At 45.7% G+C, this 17,086-nt stretch carries 14 protein-coding genes; 13 read left to right on the top strand and 1 reads right to left on the bottom strand.

Annotated features, from left to right (window positions below; translation table 11 throughout):
- Positions 1-153 precede the first annotated feature (153 nt).
- The 11 genes from DFP81_RS05760 (at position 154) to DFP81_RS18500 (ending at position 11,960) form a co-directional block, all read left to right on the top strand.
- Positions 154-1,341 (top strand): FAD-dependent monooxygenase, encoded by a 1,188-nt coding sequence (locus DFP81_RS05760; RefSeq protein WP_115896816.1) that lies wholly within the window; start codon positions 154-156, stop codon positions 1,339-1,341.
- A gap of 449 nt (positions 1,342-1,790) precedes the next feature.
- Positions 1,791-2,762: a dipeptidase gene (locus DFP81_RS05755; RefSeq protein ID WP_115896815.1), complete on the top strand. Its 972-nt coding sequence runs from the start codon at positions 1,791-1,793 to the stop codon at positions 2,760-2,762.
- 144 nt (positions 2,763-2,906) lie between these two features.
- Positions 2,907-4,511 carry an ABC transporter substrate-binding protein gene (locus DFP81_RS05750; RefSeq protein WP_181903047.1) on the top strand — a complete coding sequence of 535 codons (1,605 nt, stop codon included), beginning with the start codon at positions 2,907-2,909 and terminating at the stop codon, positions 4,509-4,511.
- Entirely contained in the window at positions 4,508-5,581 is a 1,074-nt protein-coding gene (locus DFP81_RS05745) for an ABC transporter permease (protein ID WP_245959092.1), read from the top strand. The genes DFP81_RS05750 and DFP81_RS05745 overlap by 4 nt, the downstream gene beginning before the upstream one ends.
- Positions 5,582-5,634: 53 nt before the next feature.
- On the top strand, positions 5,635-6,549 hold the full coding sequence (locus DFP81_RS05740) for an ABC transporter permease (protein ID WP_115896814.1): 915 nt from the start codon (positions 5,635-5,637) through the stop codon (positions 6,547-6,549).
- A 5-nt stretch (positions 6,550-6,554) separates the two neighbouring features.
- Positions 6,555-7,430, top strand: coding sequence for an ABC transporter ATP-binding protein (locus DFP81_RS05735; RefSeq protein WP_115896813.1), 876 nt, complete (start codon positions 6,555-6,557; stop codon positions 7,428-7,430).
- Positions 7,427-8,227 carry an ABC transporter ATP-binding protein gene (locus DFP81_RS05730; RefSeq protein WP_115896812.1) on the top strand — a complete coding sequence of 267 codons (801 nt, stop codon included), beginning with the start codon at positions 7,427-7,429 and terminating at the stop codon, positions 8,225-8,227. The genes DFP81_RS05735 and DFP81_RS05730 overlap by 4 nt, the downstream gene beginning before the upstream one ends.
- On the top strand, positions 8,220-9,116 hold the full coding sequence (locus tag DFP81_RS05725; protein WP_115896811.1) for a C40 family peptidase: 897 nt from the start codon (positions 8,220-8,222) through the stop codon (positions 9,114-9,116). Before DFP81_RS05730 ends, DFP81_RS05725 begins: the two co-directional genes overlap by 8 nt.
- Positions 9,117-9,352: 236 nt before the next feature.
- Positions 9,353-10,687 carry a Na+/H+ antiporter NhaC family protein gene (locus tag DFP81_RS05720; RefSeq protein WP_115896810.1) on the top strand — a complete coding sequence of 445 codons (1,335 nt, stop codon included), beginning with the start codon at positions 9,353-9,355 and terminating at the stop codon, positions 10,685-10,687.
- Between the two features lie 238 nt (positions 10,688-10,925).
- Positions 10,926-11,807 carry a DMT family transporter gene (locus DFP81_RS05715; RefSeq protein WP_115896809.1) on the top strand — a complete coding sequence of 294 codons (882 nt, stop codon included), beginning with the start codon at positions 10,926-10,928 and terminating at the stop codon, positions 11,805-11,807.
- Between the two features lie 18 nt (positions 11,808-11,825).
- Entirely contained in the window at positions 11,826-11,960 is a 135-nt protein-coding gene (locus DFP81_RS18500; protein WP_281272015.1) for a hypothetical protein, read from the top strand.
- 41 nt (positions 11,961-12,001) lie between these two features.
- Here DFP81_RS18500 and DFP81_RS05710 read toward each other — a convergent pair whose 3' ends face one another.
- The gene (locus DFP81_RS05710) at positions 12,002-12,571 is read right to left on the bottom strand and encodes a TetR/AcrR family transcriptional regulator (RefSeq protein WP_115896808.1); all 570 of its coding nucleotides are present in this window, start codon (positions 12,569-12,571) and stop codon (positions 12,002-12,004) included.
- A gap of 134 nt (positions 12,572-12,705) precedes the next feature.
- Here DFP81_RS05710 and DFP81_RS05705 point away from each other — a divergent pair, with 134 nt between their 5' ends.
- Both DFP81_RS05705 and DFP81_RS05700 read left to right on the top strand, forming a co-directional pair.
- Entirely contained in the window at positions 12,706-13,893 is a 1,188-nt protein-coding gene (locus DFP81_RS05705; RefSeq protein ID WP_115896807.1) for an efflux RND transporter periplasmic adaptor subunit, read from the top strand.
- 12 nt (positions 13,894-13,905) lie between these two features.
- Complete coding sequence (locus DFP81_RS05700) at positions 13,906-17,073, top strand: efflux RND transporter permease subunit (RefSeq protein WP_115896806.1); 3,168 nt, start codon at positions 13,906-13,908, stop codon at positions 17,071-17,073.
- Positions 17,074-17,086: the final 13 nt, after the last annotated feature.

Raw genomic sequence — 17,086 nt, 5'->3', positions numbered from 1 at the left:
AATGCCTTTTTTTAACGAAATAACCTTCTGAGAATAAGGGGACTGATTAAGCGCAAGACTTTAGCATGTTGAAACCGTTACTATTTCTCACCTGTTAACGACAATGCAAGTGTGTCGGACAACGAACAAATTGAGCTGTGATAGGAAAATATTGTGAAGAAGGTAAAGCAAGTTGCCATTGCGGGAGCCGGAATTGGTGGATTAACTGCGGCGCTGGCTTTGGCAAAAGCCAATTTCGATGTCACTGTCTTTGAACAAGCGAGTCAGTTAGGTGAGGTCGGCGCTGGATTGCAAATGAGCCCGAACGCCATGAAGGTGCTACGAGCATTAGGGCTTGAAGAGGCGTTACGCTCTTATGCCTTTGTTCCTCAGCATGCTTGTATACGCCATTACCAAAGCGGTGATTATTATTTAAAAAGCCCATTAGGAGCAGCAGCTGAAGCACGTTATGGTGCGCCTTATTGGCACCTACATCGTGCTGATTTGCATAACGCCTTGCTAGACGCCTGCTTACACGCTGGTGTGCGTGTCACATTAGGGTGTCGTGTGGAAAACTATAAAGATCAAGAAGATAAAGTGTCGTTTAGCTTATCGAATGGGGAGCAATATCAAGCGGATTTATTGATCGGCGCCGATGGCATACGGTCGATGGTGCGCGAGCAGATGCATGGACAAGAGTCTCCTAGGTTTATGAAGCAGGTGGCTTGGCGTGGTGTGGTTCCGGTTAGTGAGTTAGATGGCGTCAAGATACAGCCAGATGCCTGTGTCTGGGTTGGACCTGGGCGACATTTTGTCAGTTATTATATACGCGGTGGCAAGCTGGTTAACTTTGTCGCGGTGGAAGAGCGGGGCGACTGGCAGCAAGAGTCTTGGCGTGAAGAGGGTGACATTAATGAGCTGAGAAGCGCATTTTCGGGTTGGCATCCAGAAGTCACTGGTTTGCTAGCGAATGCGGAGACGACTTTTTTATGGGCGTTAAATGGCCGTGATGAGCTCACTGCTTGGCATCAAGGGCGAGTGGTGTTGCTCGGCGATGCTTGCCATCCTATGTTGCCGTTTATGGCCCAAGGGGCTGCGATGGCGATTGAAGATGCCCATGTGTTGAGTCAGTGCTTAGAGCAATACACACGGGCGCAAGCGTTAGCGCGTTATGAAGCCTTGCGCAAACCGCGAGCCAGTAAAATTCAGGCTATGTCTAAAGAAAATGCCGGACTTTATCATATGCATGGTGGTTTAGCTGGGCGTATCAAGCTTCAAGCGATACGTGCGGCAGGGCAGTTTATGCCACAGGTTATTGCGCATAAATTGGACCCTGTTTATGGTTTTGATGTGACTAAGTAAAGCGTCTCTATTCCTTTTTTCTGCTTTGCTTTTGTCTATTTTAAGGGTTCCCTGAGTTTTGTGATGATAAAAGAAACGGTGCGATTGAGCGCCGTTTTTTGTTTTTTTTCATGCTCCTACCAAGAGGCTAAAGGGCCCCTGTGCTGCTCAATTTTGACAGATATCTCTGTTCGGCTCTGGTCGTTTTTTATTCGCTTTTATATTGTGAAGTGACATTTCATATGCTAATGGTAGTTGTCATTCTAGGCTTATATCTGATTAATTCTTATTGGTATTAATGAAAAAGTGAGCGCGCATTTCTAGGCTTGCAGAGTACCTAGTGATGGCGGTTTAAGGAATGTGTTGTTTTTCATAAAAGGGCATAAAAATTGCTTTGAATAACAGGATTATTCCCATAAGGACATAAGCAGCGCGGTGAATGGAATGAATAATAGGAGAATCTCTTGAGCATGATACCTGTTTGGGACGCCCATACCTGTGTGCCTTTATTGCCTGATTATGACCTCGCCTCATTACAGCGTCATATTGATTGTGGCGCCTATTACATCTCCATCAATATCGGTATGGATTTTAACCCGCTCAGTGACATTATTCAGATTATTGCAGGCTTTCGGCAGCGCATCAGCGAGCTCGATTTTTTAATTCAAGTAGACAGTTATGCGGATGTGGAGCGGGCGAAGCGGGAAGGGAAACTCGCCGTGTCTTTTGATCTGGAAGGCGGTGTGCCTTTATCTGAGAGCCCAGCCATGGTGGGGTTATTCGCGCAACTGGGCGTGCGGCAAATTCACCTAGCCTATAACCGCAGCAACTCTCTTGCTGGTGGTTGCCATGATGAGGATCACGGTCTGACCGACAAAGGCCGTGCCATAGTCGACGCGATTAATGCGCAGCATCTCTTTATGGATGTTTCTCATACTGGTTACAAAACCAGTATGGACATTTTCTGTTACTCGGATAAGCCAGTAATTATCAGTCATGGTAATCCTATCGCGGTAAAGGAACACTCGCGTAATTACCGTGATGATCAGCTTAAAGCTTGCGCAGCGACTGGCGGGGTTGTTTGTATCAATGGAGTTTCACGCTTTTTGAATAGCCCGCAAGCTAGCCCTCAGAGCATGGTAGAGGCTATCGATTATCTGGTGCAGTTATTAGGGCCTGAACACGTTGGCTTAGGTTTGGACTATGTTTACCACAGTCATTTGGATAAAGGGCCACAGGGGCTCGATGTCACCCATTGGTGGCCACCAGAATATGGCTATGGTAAAGCCAGCGATGGCTTTTTAAGCAGTTTCTATGCGCCTCCTGAGCGCTTTATAGAAATGACAGGATTACTTGAAGGTAAGGGGTATCAAGCGTCGCATATCGCTGCTATTTATGGTGACAATATGTCGGCGTTAGCGCAGCAAGTATGGGGAAAATGAGTTATGCATCTCGCTGCTGAGTAAAGGCAGAATGGATAGCGGTATGACAGATTATTGCGAATGGAATTATTGCTAATGGAAGCCTGCCTTAACTCAAGCACGGCTAGAAAATCACATGGAACTATTATGTCGGAGATAGGATATATGAGATTACTTTGCGATCGTTTTTGGCGTGTTGTCAGGGTGGTAAGCCTAATGTTGGTGGTGTCGGTTAGCAGTGCGTTTGCTGCAACGCCGAAAGATTCTCTTGTGGTAGGTTGGCAATTTGATGACATTGTTTCGCTGGACCCTGCCGAAGTGTTTGAATTTTCTGGCGCAGAGATTTTGGGTAATACCTATGATCGATTAATTGGTTATGATCCGGATGATGTCTCTAAGATCTTTGGTGATGCCGCGAAAAGTTGGAAAGTCAGTGATGATGGAAAAACTTTCACCTTTAAAATGCGCCAAGGGGTGACCTTTGCCTCGGGCAATACAATGACCGCAGAAGATGCGGCGTTTTCTTTGCAGCGTGCAGTTATTCTGAATAAGTCCCCCGCTTTCATTCTCACTCAGTTTGGTTTTAGCGCTGATAATGTTAAGCAAAAAGTGAAGGCTCTTGATGCGGACACCCTCACCTTGGAAATTAACAAAGCCTATGCACCGACCTTTGTGCTTTACTGTTTGTCGGCCACGATAGCATCAATTGTTGATAAACAAGAGGTGATGAAACACGCGGTGGATGGGGATATGGGTTTTGCTTGGTTACGCACCCATTATGCGGGCTCAGGTCCGTTTAAAATAGCTCAGTGGAAACCCTCAGAAATAGTCGTATTAAACGCTAACACCTCATACTGGGGCGGTGCTCCGGCGATGAAAAATATCTTTATTCGTCAAATCGCAGAATCCTCAGTACAGCAATTACTGCTAGAAAAAGGGGACATTGATATTGCCCGAAACCTAGAAACAGAGCAGCTGAAAAGCTTGAGCACGAATAACGACGTCAAACTGATCAAAAAAGGCAAAGGTACGCTGTATTACTTGTCGATGAATCAGAATAATCCCATCTTAGCGAAACCTAAAGTTCAAGAAGCACTGAAATATCTGATCGACTATAAAGGCTTAGCCAATACTGTTTGGGATGGGCGCGGTCAGATCCAACAAGCTTTTTTACCAAAAGGCTTTTTAGGTGCTTTGGAAGATCAGCCATTTTCTCTTAATGTAGAGAAAGCCAAAGGCCTGTTAGCCCAAGCAGGTTATCCTAACGGTTTTGATATTGAGATGATCGTTCGCAATAACACGATCCGCATTGATACCGCTAAATCCATTCAAACCACCTTTGCCAAAGCGGGAATCAAGGTTACCTTGGTGCCGATGGATGGTAAGCAGGCGTTGACCGTCTATCGAGCACGTAAGCATCAGTTGTTTTTTGGCGCTTGGGGGCCAGATTATCAAGACCCAAACACCAATGCAGATACCTTTGCTAAAAACCTAGACAACAGTGATGACGCCCAAGCCAAACCGTTAACCTGGCGTAATTCTTACGATCCAAAGCAGATGACGCAGGAAACCTTGGATGCTTTGCTGGAATCCGATGGGGCGAAGCGTGCCAAGATGTATCAGGCGTTACAAAGAGAGCATCAAAAATCCGCTCCGTTTGCTTTTATCATGCAGGAGCAAGAAGTGGCCGGAGTACGTAACAACGTAGAAGGTTATGTTTTGGGGCCTTCGTTTGACAGTAATTCTTATAAAGATGTTGTGAAAAAATGATGTCCGGATTCACCACCAAAGGCGGCTTTTTAACCGTCTTTGGTCGCGCCATGCATGTGCAAAAACTGCGACCATTACTGCACTTTATAAGTATGCTAGCCATGACCTTATTTGGTTTGTTGTTGCTGACTTTTGTGATCGGTCGTCTTATGCCGACGGACCCTGTGATTGCGGTGATCGGTGACAAGGCACCGGAAGCCTTGTATCAAAAAACCTATCTGGAAATGGGGCTAGATAAGCCCATAGTCACGCAATTTGGCTATTACTTAAATAGCGTATTTCATGGTGATTTGGGCACCTCTGTACGCACGGCGAATCCCGTTACAGAGGACATTCTTAATTACTTTCCCGCGACTTTAGAGCTTGCCACCTTAGCGATTATTTTTGGTGTCTTGTTCGGTGTGCCGATCGGAGTATTGGCCGCGGTTAAGCAGAATAAGTGGCCAGATAATCTGGTACGGGTGTTTGCTTTAATCGGTCACAGTTCGCCGATTTTTTGGTTGGCAATGCTGGCGATCGTAGTGTTTTATCAGCATTTAGACTGGGTTGCCGCGCCAGAAGGACGGCTTAGTGTAATGTATGAATATACCCTGCCAAAAGTTACTAATATGGTGCTGATCGACACCTTGTTAGCTGGAGATTGGGGGGCGTTTAAAGACGCTTTTGCCCATATTGTGTTACCGGCTTCTTTGTTGTCTTACTACAGTGTCGCGTATCTCAGTCGTATGACCCGATCTTTTATGCTGGATCAATTGCAGCAGGAGTATATCACCACTGCCCGCGTCAAAGGGGTGTCAGAGCGGGCTATCATTTGGAAGCACGCCTTAGGGAACGCTTGGGTGCCTTTGATTACCGTGATTGCCTTGTCCTATGCTTCTTTATTAGAAGGTTCGGTACTGACAGAGATCGTTTTTTCGTGGCCTGGTTTAGGTCGCTATATTACCGATAGTCTACTAGCGGCAGACATGAATGCGGTGCTTGGCGGCACCATTGTAGTTGGTTTCGTCTTTATATTGCTGAATTTAACCTCAGATTTACTGTATAAAATATTCGATCCTAGAGCCAAATAAACACATATATTTTGAGTCGTTTCTTGACTGAGAGACGATAGCAGGTTGTATATATGACAGAGTTCAAGGCTTGGTTATTAGCTGAAAACCCAGATTCGCGAGCACAAGCAACCCTTGGCAGAAGCTACCTAGCTTGGTTGCGTTTTTATCGTAACCCATTGGCCATGATAGGGTTAGTGATTGTCGTGGCGCTGATATTGATGGCGTTATTTGCACCCTATATTGCCCCTTATGGTATGACCAGTGGCTTGACGGGGAATGAGTTGGCGTTACAGCGTTTTCAACCTCCTTCTGCTGCCCATTGGTTTGGCACCGATGGACAAGCGAACGATGTTTTTAGCCGAATTGTGATTGGCAGTCGAATTACCTTATTGATCGTCGCTATTGTTATTTTTACCGCGCCCATCTTGGGTTTTGTGATTGGTACGGTATCTGGCTATTTTGGTGGCTGGGTCGATGGCGTATTAATGCGACTCACAGATATTTTTCTCGCTTTCCCTAAATTGGTGTTAGCTCTGGCCTTAGCAGCGGCGATGGGAAGGGGGTTGGAGTCGGCTATTTTTGCCATAGCGGTGACCTCTTGGCCTGCTTATGCACGCTTGGCCCGTGCTGAAACCCTCACCATTCGTAACACAGATTATTTAGCCGCGGCCAAATTACAAGGTGCTAGCCATTGGCGATTGATTACCGGCCACATTATGCCGCTTTGTCTATCTTCCTTGATTGTGCGTGTGACACTGGATATGGCGGGCATTATTTTAACCGCGGCAGGTTTGGGTTTTCTGGGTTTAGGGGCCCAGCCACCTATCCCTGAATGGGGGGCGATGATTGCCGAAGGGCGTGACTATATTCTCAGTTATTGGTGGTTAGCCACTTTTCCTGGTCTGGCTATTTTTACCGTCGCGCTGGGTTTTAACCTGTTAGGTGATGGCTTACGTGATGTGTTGGACCCAAAATCAGGAGCGTAAGATTGATGGTTAATCAAGCAACGAAAGCGCCTTTATTGGCGGTAAACAATCTCAATATTCGCTTTCCTTCAGTGCATGGTGCAGTCCACGCAGTGCGTGATGTTAGCTTTACTATGGGGCGTGAAAAGGTGGCCATTGTGGGCGAATCAGGCTCTGGAAAATCACAAACTGGGCGGGCAATTTTGGGCTTAAGTCCAGGCCAAGTCAGCGCAGATTCGTTGATTTTCGATGGGATTGATCTGCAACGTCTTTCTTCTAAGGCGTATCGTGAGATTCGCGGTAAGCGCATTTCTATGGTGATGCAGGATCCCAAATACTCCCTGAACCCAGTGATGAGCATTGGTAAGCAAATGATAGAAGCCTGCCAAATTCAGATGAAAGTCTCCAAAAAGCAGGCATTAGCACGCTGTATGCAGATGCTTGAAGCTGTGCGTATTAGACAGCCTCAACGGGTATTTAAGGCCTATCCTCATGAAGTTTCTGGAGGCATGGGGCAGCGTATTATGATTGCTATGATGTTGCTTTCTAGTCCGGATTTATTGATCGCGGATGAGCCGACGTCTGCACTGGATGTGACGGTTCAGCTGCAAATCTTAGCGATCATGGACGATTTAGTTCAAGACACAGGTATGGGGCTTATTTTAATTTCTCACGATTTACCTTTGGTGGCGAGCTTTTGCGACAGGATATTAGTGATGTACGCAGGGCGCATAGTGGAAGAACTTGACGCCAGTAAACTGGATCAGGCGCAACATCCTTATACTCGAGGTTTACTGTCTTGTTTACCAAGCCATGCCACGAAAGGTCAGCCGTTAGCGACGTTAGAGCGTCAAGATAGTTGGCTTGATGAGGCTTTGGAGAATCGAGGGCTGCGAGTATGACTGATCATCAGGAGCAGGCGGTTATCGCGGTAAAGGATTTAGCCATTTACTTTGGTCGAGGTGAGCATCAGGTCAAAGCGGTGGATCAAGTGAGCTTTGCGATTCCCCCGCGTCAGTCTTTTGGTCTAGTTGGTGAGTCCGGTTCTGGTAAATCAACCATACTGCGTGCTCTAGCGGGGCTTGATCATGTGGACCAGGGGCAGCTGTTGTTGGACGGCGAACCATTGCAAATTAAGCGCACCAAGGCATTTTATAAAAAAGTGCAGATGGTTTTTCAGGACCCTTATGCTTCATTACATCCAAGGCATACTGTCGATAAAATTTTAGCCGAGCCACTGGCTATTCATGGCTTTAAGGATATCGAGCAACGCATTATAAAGGTCATGGATCAGGTTGCATTACCTCATAAATTTCGTTTTCGTTATCCCCATCAGTTGTCCGGAGGGCAGCGTCAGCGAGTGGCGATTGCCCGAGCGTTAATTTTAGAACCTGAGATTTTACTACTGGATGAGCCAACGTCGGCATTGGATGTCTCGATTCAGGCTGAGGTGCTGAATTTACTGAATCGTTTGCGAGCTGAGCTGTCGCTAACCTATGTCCTAGTGAGCCATGATTTGGCTGTCGTTTCCTATATGTGTGAGCGTGTGGCTGTGATGCAACAGGGCAAATTGGTGGAGTTATTGCAGGTGGACCAAGACGGCAAAACTTACCCTAAGCAGGCTTATACGAAACAGCTTAATCTGGCCTCTCAAGGTTACGATCGAGCGCGCATAGAGCAGTTTATTGATCATGATTAAAACCTACTTTAGTGAGCAACATTGTGCGGTTACTCAACCCACAGGTAACTGGCTGGCGAGGGCACAAGTTAGAGTGGGGCGCATACCCTTGTATAAACAGGCCAGTCAGCAATCCATGCAGGTCAGTCAAATGGTGTTTGGTGAGCATTTTGATTGTTACCAAGCGGATGAGTTGGAAGGTCTTGAGCATTGGTACCTGGTACAGAGTCAACGGGATGCGTATGTGGGCTATATCTATCAACCTGATGGCATTCTTGAGGGGCAGTCTGATTTTTGTTTTGAGGGTAACGCTAAGGTAAATACATTAACCACGGCCTTGTATATGAAGCCGACTGTGACGGCGCCGATCATACAAGAATTACCCTTTGGCGCGGAATTGTGTATTCCTCATGAGGCAGTGGCTGCAGCAGAAAAGGATCAGGATTATTATTTTTTACCGAGTCTCGGTGCTTGGGTATATAAGCAACATGTACAACTTAATCATCGTCCCCATACTGATCCCGTGGCCTTAGCACGGCAATTTATTGGGCTGTCCTATTTATGGGGAGGGCGTTCTGGATGGGGGGTAGATTGTTCATCCCTAGTGCAATTGTGTTTTGAGCAATCCGCTTGTCTGCTTCCTAGAGACAGTGCGCTGCAGCAGCAATATGCCCCTGCGTTTCAGGATCAGCCGATTGCTCGCCAAGATATTCGCGCGAATGATTTATTGTTTTGGCCTGGGCATGTGGCGATTGCCTCTTCTAACTCGACACTGATTCACGCAACAGGACATGGTATGAGGGTTATTGAAGAATCCATTGACCAAGTTTGTCAGCGTATTTATCAAGCCTATCAAACTCACTGTATGATTTTACGTCCTCTATATGCCAGCAGAGTATCTTCTGATTAGATCGGAGTGGGGGGCGAAGAGAAATAGATTATTTTATTTCTTATAGCGGATTAATATAAAAGAGTGAGTTATTTTTATTGATTCGTTATAACAATTTAGAACAAAAGCAAGACAAATTATTATTGGCTTATGCTCGCCAGTTTTATTAGTATCGTCGCCTTTCTTGCCCTCAAGGTCATAAGCTGCGAGGGAAGGGTTCAATCTAGAAACAATTCAATCTGGAAACAACAGACACTATGACTTCTAAAACTCCACTAGCGCTTTTGCCTCTAGTGCTTTTTCTCGTTCTTTTTGTTGGTAGCGGTCTTTGGTATCAGGCTCACGATGTGGATTATGCCTTTTATCAAATCTCAGCCCCCGTTGCGATTTTACCTGCGATTGCTTTGGCAATATTGCTAGGCAAAGGAGCGTTGAATAAACGCATCGAGACCTTTGTTAATGGGGTTGGCGATAATACCATCACCACTATGGTGCTGATTTATTTGTTAGCCGGTGCCTTTGCTAGTGTAGCCAAAGCCGTTGGTGGTGTGGATGCCACGGTTAACTTTGGTTTGAGCATTGTACCGCCAGCGTTGATCTTGCCTGGTCTGTTTGTGATTACCGCTTTTGTCGCGACTTCCATGGGGACCTCTATGGGCACCATCGCTGCGATTGCGCCGATCGCGATAGGTGTGGCTGAAGCCGCAGATTTACCTATGTTGCTAACGGTCGGTACCGTGATTGGTGGCGCTATGTTTGGCGACAACTTGTCGATTATTTCGGACACTACGATTGCTGCCACACGTACTCAAGGGTGTGACATGCGAGATAAGTTCAAAATGAACTTCAAAATCGCCTTGCCAGCGGCCATTGTGACCATGATTTGGTTGTTCTTCCAAAGCAGTACGGCGCAAATTAGCGCTCCTCAGGATTATGATTTGATCCGAGTATTGCCTTATGTGGCGGTGTTAGGGCTTGCTGTAGCAGGTGTTAACGTCATGCTGGTTTTATTCAGTGGTATTGTTTTGGCGGGTGGTATCGGCCTGACCATGCAAGAGGGCTACAGCTTCGCGACTTGGTCGAAAGACATTTATTCTGGCTACACTGGCATGCAAGAAATTCTTATCTTGTCCCTGCTGATTGGTGGTTTGGGTGCATTGATGAAAGCGCAGGGCGGTTTGGATTGGTTAGTGTCAGCGATTGAAAAAATCAGTCGTAGTTTTGGCGCTAAAGCAGGGTCAACCAGAGCGGGCGAGTTAAGTATTAGTGCTTCAGTGGCATTAACTAACTTGTGTACAGCGAACAACACTGTGTCTATTTTGATTAATGGCTCAGTAGCAAAAGATATTTCGACACGTTATAACGTCGACCCTCGTCGTAGCGCGAGCTTACTGGATATCTTCTCTTGTGTAACCCAAGGTATTTTGCCTTATGGTGCGCAAATATTATTAGCCTCTTCTTTGGCTAAGGTTTCACCTTTGTCCTTGGTTGGCTATGTGCAATATAGTTGGCTACTTGGTGTGATTGCTTTGCTGTCTATTTTCTTTGCTTGGCCAAAAGTGGCGCCATTAGCAGAGCAAGAAACGCGTTAATATATGACTAAGAAAATGCGGATAGGCTGATTTATTCACTATATAACTCACTGACCTAATTATAAAAACGCCTTCTCTTTTGCTTGTTTATGAACCCCGTTTTACTTTTGTAGAACGGGGTTTTTTATTAGCTTTAAAGATAAACACGCCAGATATGTATAACCTTCTGTTTATCCGGTACCCTTCTAACACCCATTATGTGCAGTCTACGCTGCTAAATTAACGTTAAGGACAAATTGTGAAACAAGGGTCGCACCTAAAAGCTGAATTAATATTGGTTTTTGTTACTGTGTTAGCTGGTCTTGGTTGGATTTTTTCGAAAGAGGCACTGGCTGGATTGCCGCCACTTTTTTTTATGGGCGCACGCTTTTTAATCGCGGGCTTTATTTTGGTGCTCGCTGGGCGGCGTTTTTTTTCTGGGTTAGCTTGGGCTGATGTCAAAAAAGCCATGTTAGTCGGCTGGGTCATGGGCGTGGCTATGATGTTCTGGATTAGTGGCTTGGATAAAGCGTCGAACCTTGGGGTTGGGGCTTTTATTACCAGTTTGGGGGTGGTGTTGGTGCCCGTATTTGGGCGCTTCATTTTTAAAGAGCACCCACCGCGAAGCATTTGGGTCGCCTTGCCTGTTGCAGTCACAGGGTTAGGCTTCTTAGCCTTGGGAAATGGTGTGAACTATGAAATAGCACAGTGGCTGTTTTTGGGGGCCGCACTCACGTTTGCCCTACAATTTAATCTGCTGTCCCGCTTATCGACTCGTATTCATGTGTTGGTATTAACCGCTATTCAGTTGATGACCGCAGGAAGTTTTCTGCTGCTTTTGTCTGTTTTTACAGAAACGCTACCAGAGAGTGTGTCGTTAGATGTGGCTGGATGGTTTTTAGCCAGTACCTTGATCGCCACGAGTTTGCGGTTTTTATTGCAGACTTACGGACAAAGTTTAACGCCAACAAGCCATGCGGCTGTGATTATGAATCTGGAGCCTGTGTGGACTGCCATCTTTGCGGCCATTTGGTTTGCAGAGGCAATGAGTGATCATCAGTTTATTGGTTGCGGTTTGATTTTTCTGGCGATGTTAATTAGCCGTTGGACACAGATTCGAGCCATATTTACCGCCTCTTAGGAGGCGCTACCAGGGAATATGATGTCACTGGGGGTGTTAGGGGAAGGCGAACAAGTTCGCCAGCCTCTGCATGGGGATAAAAGCTGGTGGTTTGCAGCGAGCATCGAAGTGGGCTTATGGACGAGATGCTTAACAAAGAATGCCAGCTTTTAGACATGCCTTGCGGCGCTGAGACAGCTTACTCACAGCTAAGGCTAGTCAGGTAAAATATCGTCTAATATTTTATGGTATAAGCTGATGGTCGCGGCTGAGTAGGATTGTCTTTGATCATCCCAGCGACTAACAAAACCCTCTGTTATCGTGATTAATAAATCAATGCGCGCGATGATTTCTTGCTTATCCATCATTGGGTATCTTTCTTGCATTATTTCCACCGCTCGGTTACGTAGCAGCGTATGTGACTTACGGCAGATTTCTGATATGACGCTGTTGCGTGCAGCTTCTGCTTTAATCTCTATCGTCAAGATGCGTATGTTGCGTCTGGCTTGGTTGGGGGGCGTGATATGACGGTCCAGCCAGTTTTGCTTATTTAAGAATTCTGGCATCAGTTCTAAGCGACATAATGTTGTTTGTTCTACCAGTGCACAAATAATGTCATCTTTATGTGCAAAATAACGGTAGATCTGTCCGACGCTTAATTCGGCTGATTTTGCGATTTCACTCATGCTCGCTTTATGAAAGCCTTTGCTAATCGCTTGTTCTTTCATAGCGTTAATGATGCGTTGGCGGTGTTCTGCTTGTTTCTGAGTACAGGTTGTTTTCATTGAATGATGACTCTGTTTCTCTGGATGCACTTAGTTCTCATTTATTTGCACGTTTATTCGTATAACGCTTTGTAATGTTCGATTATAGTGAGAATGAACGTTCATTCTCAATGTACTTAAAGGATATATCCTCGATGTTGTCTAAATTCAAATATGCCTCAGGCGCACTTTTGATCATGCTGTTAGCGGGTTGTGAAGAGCAGGCATCGACTAATGCGGCGGCGCCTCAAGCGCCAAAAGTAGAAGTCGGTATTGTTGTTGTCGCTCCCCAAGAAGTTGTTCTTACTACTGAATTACCAGGTCGAACTGCATCAAGCCTTGTTGCTGAGATTCGTCCACAGGTAGGTGGTATTGTGCAAAAACGTCTGTTCCAGGAAGGTCAGGATGTCAAAGAAGGGCAGCCTTTGTACCAACTCGATGACTCAACTTATGTTGCTACTTATAACCAAGCTCAAGCGGATTTAGACTCGTCAGTGGCGAGCCTTAAATCAGCAGAACTAACGTATAACCGTTATAAAGTCTTGCGCAAGCAAAATAATGTTTCTCAATCGGATTTAGATGATGTTTATGCTGCGTATTTGGAAGCAGTAGCAAGCGAGAAAAAAGCGAAAGCCGCTGTTGAAAGTGCGAAAATTGATTTAGAGCATACTAAAGTACGTTCTCCTATTAGTGGTCGTATTGGTATTTCTGAAGTCACCGTCGGCGCCTTGGTGACAGCAAGTCAGACTAGCATCATGGCCACTGTACGTTCTCTAGATCCTATTTATGTGGATCTATCTCAAACCAGCTTAGATCAGCTAAATAAACGTAACTTATTGAATGAGCCAAACATTACGCAAGGTGACAATAAGGTTTCTTTGGTACTAGAAGACGGCACAATCTATGAGCATCAAGGGGTTTTAAAGGCCCGTGAGGTGAGTGTTGATGAATCAACCGGTAGTGTCACGCTGCGCGCAGAATTCCCTAACCCTGATGATAAATTGCTACCAGGTATGTTTGTTCGTGGTGAGGTAAACGAAGCGGTTGATAGTGCTGCCATTATTGTTCCTCAGCAAGGCGTTTTCCGCAATGTGAAAGGTCAAGCGGTTGCCTATGTGGTTGGTAAAGATAACAAAATTGAAGAACGTATATTAAGTACAGAGCGTACTTTTGGTAATCAGTGGTTGGTTACATCTGGATTGGCCGCGGGCGATAAAGTTGTGGTACAGGGAACATCAAAAGTACGTATCGGCAGCGAAGTAACCTATGTACCGTTACAATTTGATTCTAAAACGGACACCATGAAAGAAATTAGTGCTTCAGAAGCCTCTTCTTCAAACTAAGGACATATCGATATGTTGGCTCGTTTTTTTGTTAATCGTCCCGTGTTTGCGTGGGTAATTGCGATTGCAATTATGCTCGCTGGGGCGGGCTCTATTATGGAGCTTCCGGTCGCGCAATACCCGGATGTTGCGCCACCATCAATCAGTATTTCAACGACTTATACTGGGGCCTCTGCAAAGACGGTCGAAAACAGTGTCGTGCAGGTAATTGAAGAACAGTTGAGTGGTATCGATGGTTTATTGTATTTCTCTTCAACCAGTTCTTCTGACGGTTCGGCTAGTATTACGGTTACCTTTGAGCAGGGCACGGACCCTGATATTGCGCAAGTTCAAGTTCAGAACAAGGTACAGCAGGTCACTTCCCGCTTACCTCAAACAGTGCAAGATAATGGCGTTACCGTTAAAAAAGCAAACAGCGACTATTTGTTGATTGCTGCAATATACGACTCAACAGACAAAGACCAAGCAAGTGATATCTCTGACTTTATTGTGTCGAATATTCAAGACCCTGTATCCCGTGTTGCTGGGGTGGGTGATTACAAGGTGTTCGGCTCTCAATACTCAATGCGAATCTGGCTTGATCCATTAAAACTGGCTTCATACAGCTTAATGCCAAGTGATATTACCGATGCGGTTGAAGCTCAGAACGTCCAAATTGCCGCCGGTGATCTAGGTAGCCGCCCTTCTGTTGAAGGACAAGAGCTAAACGTTACTGTGACTGCTCAGTCTAAAATGGAAACGGTCAAAGAGTTTGAAAACATCATTCTAACGCACCAAGAGTCTGGTGCTATTGTTCGTGTAAAAGACGTAGCCAAAGTTGAGCTAGGCAGCGAATCTTATGATGTTATTGCGCGCTTAGATGGTCACCCAGCAGCAGGTATTGCTGTCATGTTGTCACCGGGCGCCAATGCACTGTCTACTTCTGAAGCGGTTAAAAAGGAAATGGACCATCTTCAAGGCATCTTTCCTGATGGTTATAAGCTAGCGTACCCAGTTGATAATACAGCTTTTATCAAAGACTCGATCGACGAAGTGGTAAAAACGCTGTTTGAGGCGATCGCACTGGTTGTCATTGTGATGTTTGTTTTCTTACAAAACTGGCGTGCCACTTTGATCCCAGCGGTTGCAGTACCGGTTGTGCTTTTAGGTACCTTCGGTATTTTGAGTTTGTTTGGTTATTCGATAAACGTGCTGACCATGTTTGGTATTGTACTGTCGATAGGCTTACTTGTGGATGATGCCATCGTGGTGGTGGAGAACGTAGAGCGTGTCATGCGGGAGGAAAATTTATCACCCCGAGACGCCACGATTAAGTCCATGCAAGAGATTACCAGCGCCTTGATCGGTATCGCAGTGGTGTTGGCTGCGGTATTTTTACCTATGGCGTTCTTTAGCGGTTCAACTGGGGTTATCTACCGTCAGTTCTCGATCACTATTGTTTCTTCTATGGCTTTGTCTGTACTGGTTGCGTTGACCTTAACACCAGTATTATGTGCAACCTTGCTAAAACCTGGGCACGGTGAAAGCGAAAGGGGCTTGGCGGGTTTCTTTAACCGAAATTTTGATCGTGCGACAGATGCCTACAGTAATACCGTAGGTCGCCTAGTTAAGCGCCCAGTACGCTGGATGTTTGGCTATGCTTTGATTATTGGTGCATTAAGTTGGTTGATGACAAACTTGCCAACGGGCTTCTTGCCAGTAGAAGACCAAGGTTATGTCATTGTTATGGTGTCCTTGCCTGAAGGCGCTTCGCTGAATCGTACTAATGAAGTAATGCGTGATATTGAGCATCATTTCATGGTGGACGAGAAGAAGGATACCAAGAATATCTTCACCATCTCAGGCTTTAACTTTATGGGAACGGGGCAGAATGCTGGTCTTGCCTTTGTCGTGTTGAAAGATTGGGCTGAACGTCCTAACCCTGAAGACAGTGCTAGTGCTATTGTTGCGCGCTCCTATGGTGCATTCGGTAAAATTCGAGATGCTCGTATTTTTAGTTTGTTACCGCCATCTATTCGTGGCCTAGGCCAGAGTAATGGCTTTACCTTTCAGTTGCAGGCATCTGGTAATACCGATCGTGCAACCCTATTGGAAATGCGTAATAAACTATTACAAGATGCCAATGCCAGCAAATTGCTGACGGGTGTTCGTCTTGGTAGCCAATCAGAGGCACCACAACTCTTTATTGATATTGATAAAGAAAAAGCGTCTGCATTAGGCCTTTCTCTTGCTGATATTAGTAATACATTGAGTACCGCTTGGGCGGGTGATTACGTCAATGACTTTATTGACCGTGGTCGAGTGAAGAAAGTGTACGTAGAAGGTGATGCGAAATACCGTTCTTCACCTAATGACCTAGAAAACTGGTATGTGCGTAGCTCAAATGAAACCATGACACCTTTCTCTGCCTTTGCTACCTCTGAGTGGACTTATGGCGCCAAGAGTTTGAGTCGCTTTAATGGTTTGCCGGCCTATGAAATCCAAGGTAGTGGTTCTCCTGGTGTGAGTTCTGGTCAAGCGATGTCTGAGCTGCAAAAAGTGGCGGATACTCTGCCTGGTACCACAGGAGAGTGGAGTGGATTGTCTTATCAGGAACAACAATCTAGTGGTCAATCACTGATCTTGTATAGTATTTCCATTTTAGTTGTATTTTTGTGTTTGGCAGCTTTGTACGAAAGTTGGACGGTACCTTTCTCTGTGATCTTGGTGATTCCGCTTGGGATTATCGGTGCGGTTTTTGCGGCCCATTTGCGAGGCTTGGAGAATGACGTTTACTTCCAGGTAGCCTTGCTCACAACGATAGGTTTGTCATCCAAAAATGCCATCTTGATTGTCGAATTTGCCGAAGCGGCTTATATGCGAGGTTCGACGGTATGGGAAGCTGCCAGAGAGGGTGCGCGTTTGCGTCTAAGACCTATTATCATGACCTCTATGGCCTTTATTGTAGGTACTTTGCCGCTGGCAATCTCTACCGGTGCGGGGGCAAATAGTCGTATATCAATTGGTTCTGGTATCGTTGGTGGTACTTTAACCGCCACTATATTGGCTATCTTCTTCGTGCCTTTGTTCTTCGTACTTGTGCGTCGTCTTTTCCCTGGGCGAAAAGTGATCCCTGCTGATGCGCCGGAATTGTCTGCGCTTGCTGATGACAGTGTGGAACATAATAACAGCGAAAAATAACGACTTAAGTTAA

The organism is Marinomonas pollencensis (assembly GCF_003387375.1).
GTDB classification, from domain to species: Bacteria; Pseudomonadota; Gammaproteobacteria; order Pseudomonadales; family Marinomonadaceae; genus Marinomonas; species Marinomonas pollencensis.
The sequence above is the reverse complement of the archived record's forward strand: the minus strand, read 5'-3'. Positions and strand labels throughout refer to the sequence as shown.

Excerpts from the sequence above, each read along its gene's own strand:
- DFP81_RS05705 (WP_115896807.1), top strand. The coding sequence starts at position 12,706 with ATGTTGTCTAAATTCAAATATGCCTCAGGCGCACTTTTGATCATGCTG.
- DFP81_RS05710 (WP_115896808.1), bottom strand. The coding sequence starts at position 12,571 with ATGAAAACAACCTGTACTCAGAAACAAGCAGAACACCGCCAACGCATC.
- DFP81_RS05750 (WP_181903047.1), top strand. The coding sequence starts at position 2,907 with ATGAGATTACTTTGCGATCGTTTTTGGCGTGTTGTCAGGGTGGTAAGC.
- DFP81_RS05720 (WP_115896810.1), top strand. The coding sequence starts at position 9,353 with ATGACTTCTAAAACTCCACTAGCGCTTTTGCCTCTAGTGCTTTTTCTC.
- DFP81_RS05725 (WP_115896811.1), top strand. The coding sequence starts at position 8,220 with ATGATTAAAACCTACTTTAGTGAGCAACATTGTGCGGTTACTCAACCC.
- DFP81_RS05745 (WP_245959092.1), top strand. The coding sequence starts at position 4,508 with ATGATGTCCGGATTCACCACCAAAGGCGGCTTTTTAACCGTCTTTGGT.
- DFP81_RS05730 (WP_115896812.1), top strand. The coding sequence starts at position 7,427 with ATGACTGATCATCAGGAGCAGGCGGTTATCGCGGTAAAGGATTTAGCC.
- DFP81_RS05740 (WP_115896814.1), top strand. The coding sequence starts at position 5,635 with ATGACAGAGTTCAAGGCTTGGTTATTAGCTGAAAACCCAGATTCGCGA.
- DFP81_RS18500 (WP_281272015.1), top strand. The coding sequence starts at position 11,826 with ATGATGTCACTGGGGGTGTTAGGGGAAGGCGAACAAGTTCGCCAGCCT.
- DFP81_RS05755 (WP_115896815.1), top strand. The coding sequence starts at position 1,791 with ATGATACCTGTTTGGGACGCCCATACCTGTGTGCCTTTATTGCCTGAT.
- DFP81_RS05735 (WP_115896813.1), top strand. The coding sequence starts at position 6,555 with ATGGTTAATCAAGCAACGAAAGCGCCTTTATTGGCGGTAAACAATCTC.
- DFP81_RS05700 (WP_115896806.1), top strand. The coding sequence starts at position 13,906 with ATGTTGGCTCGTTTTTTTGTTAATCGTCCCGTGTTTGCGTGGGTAATT.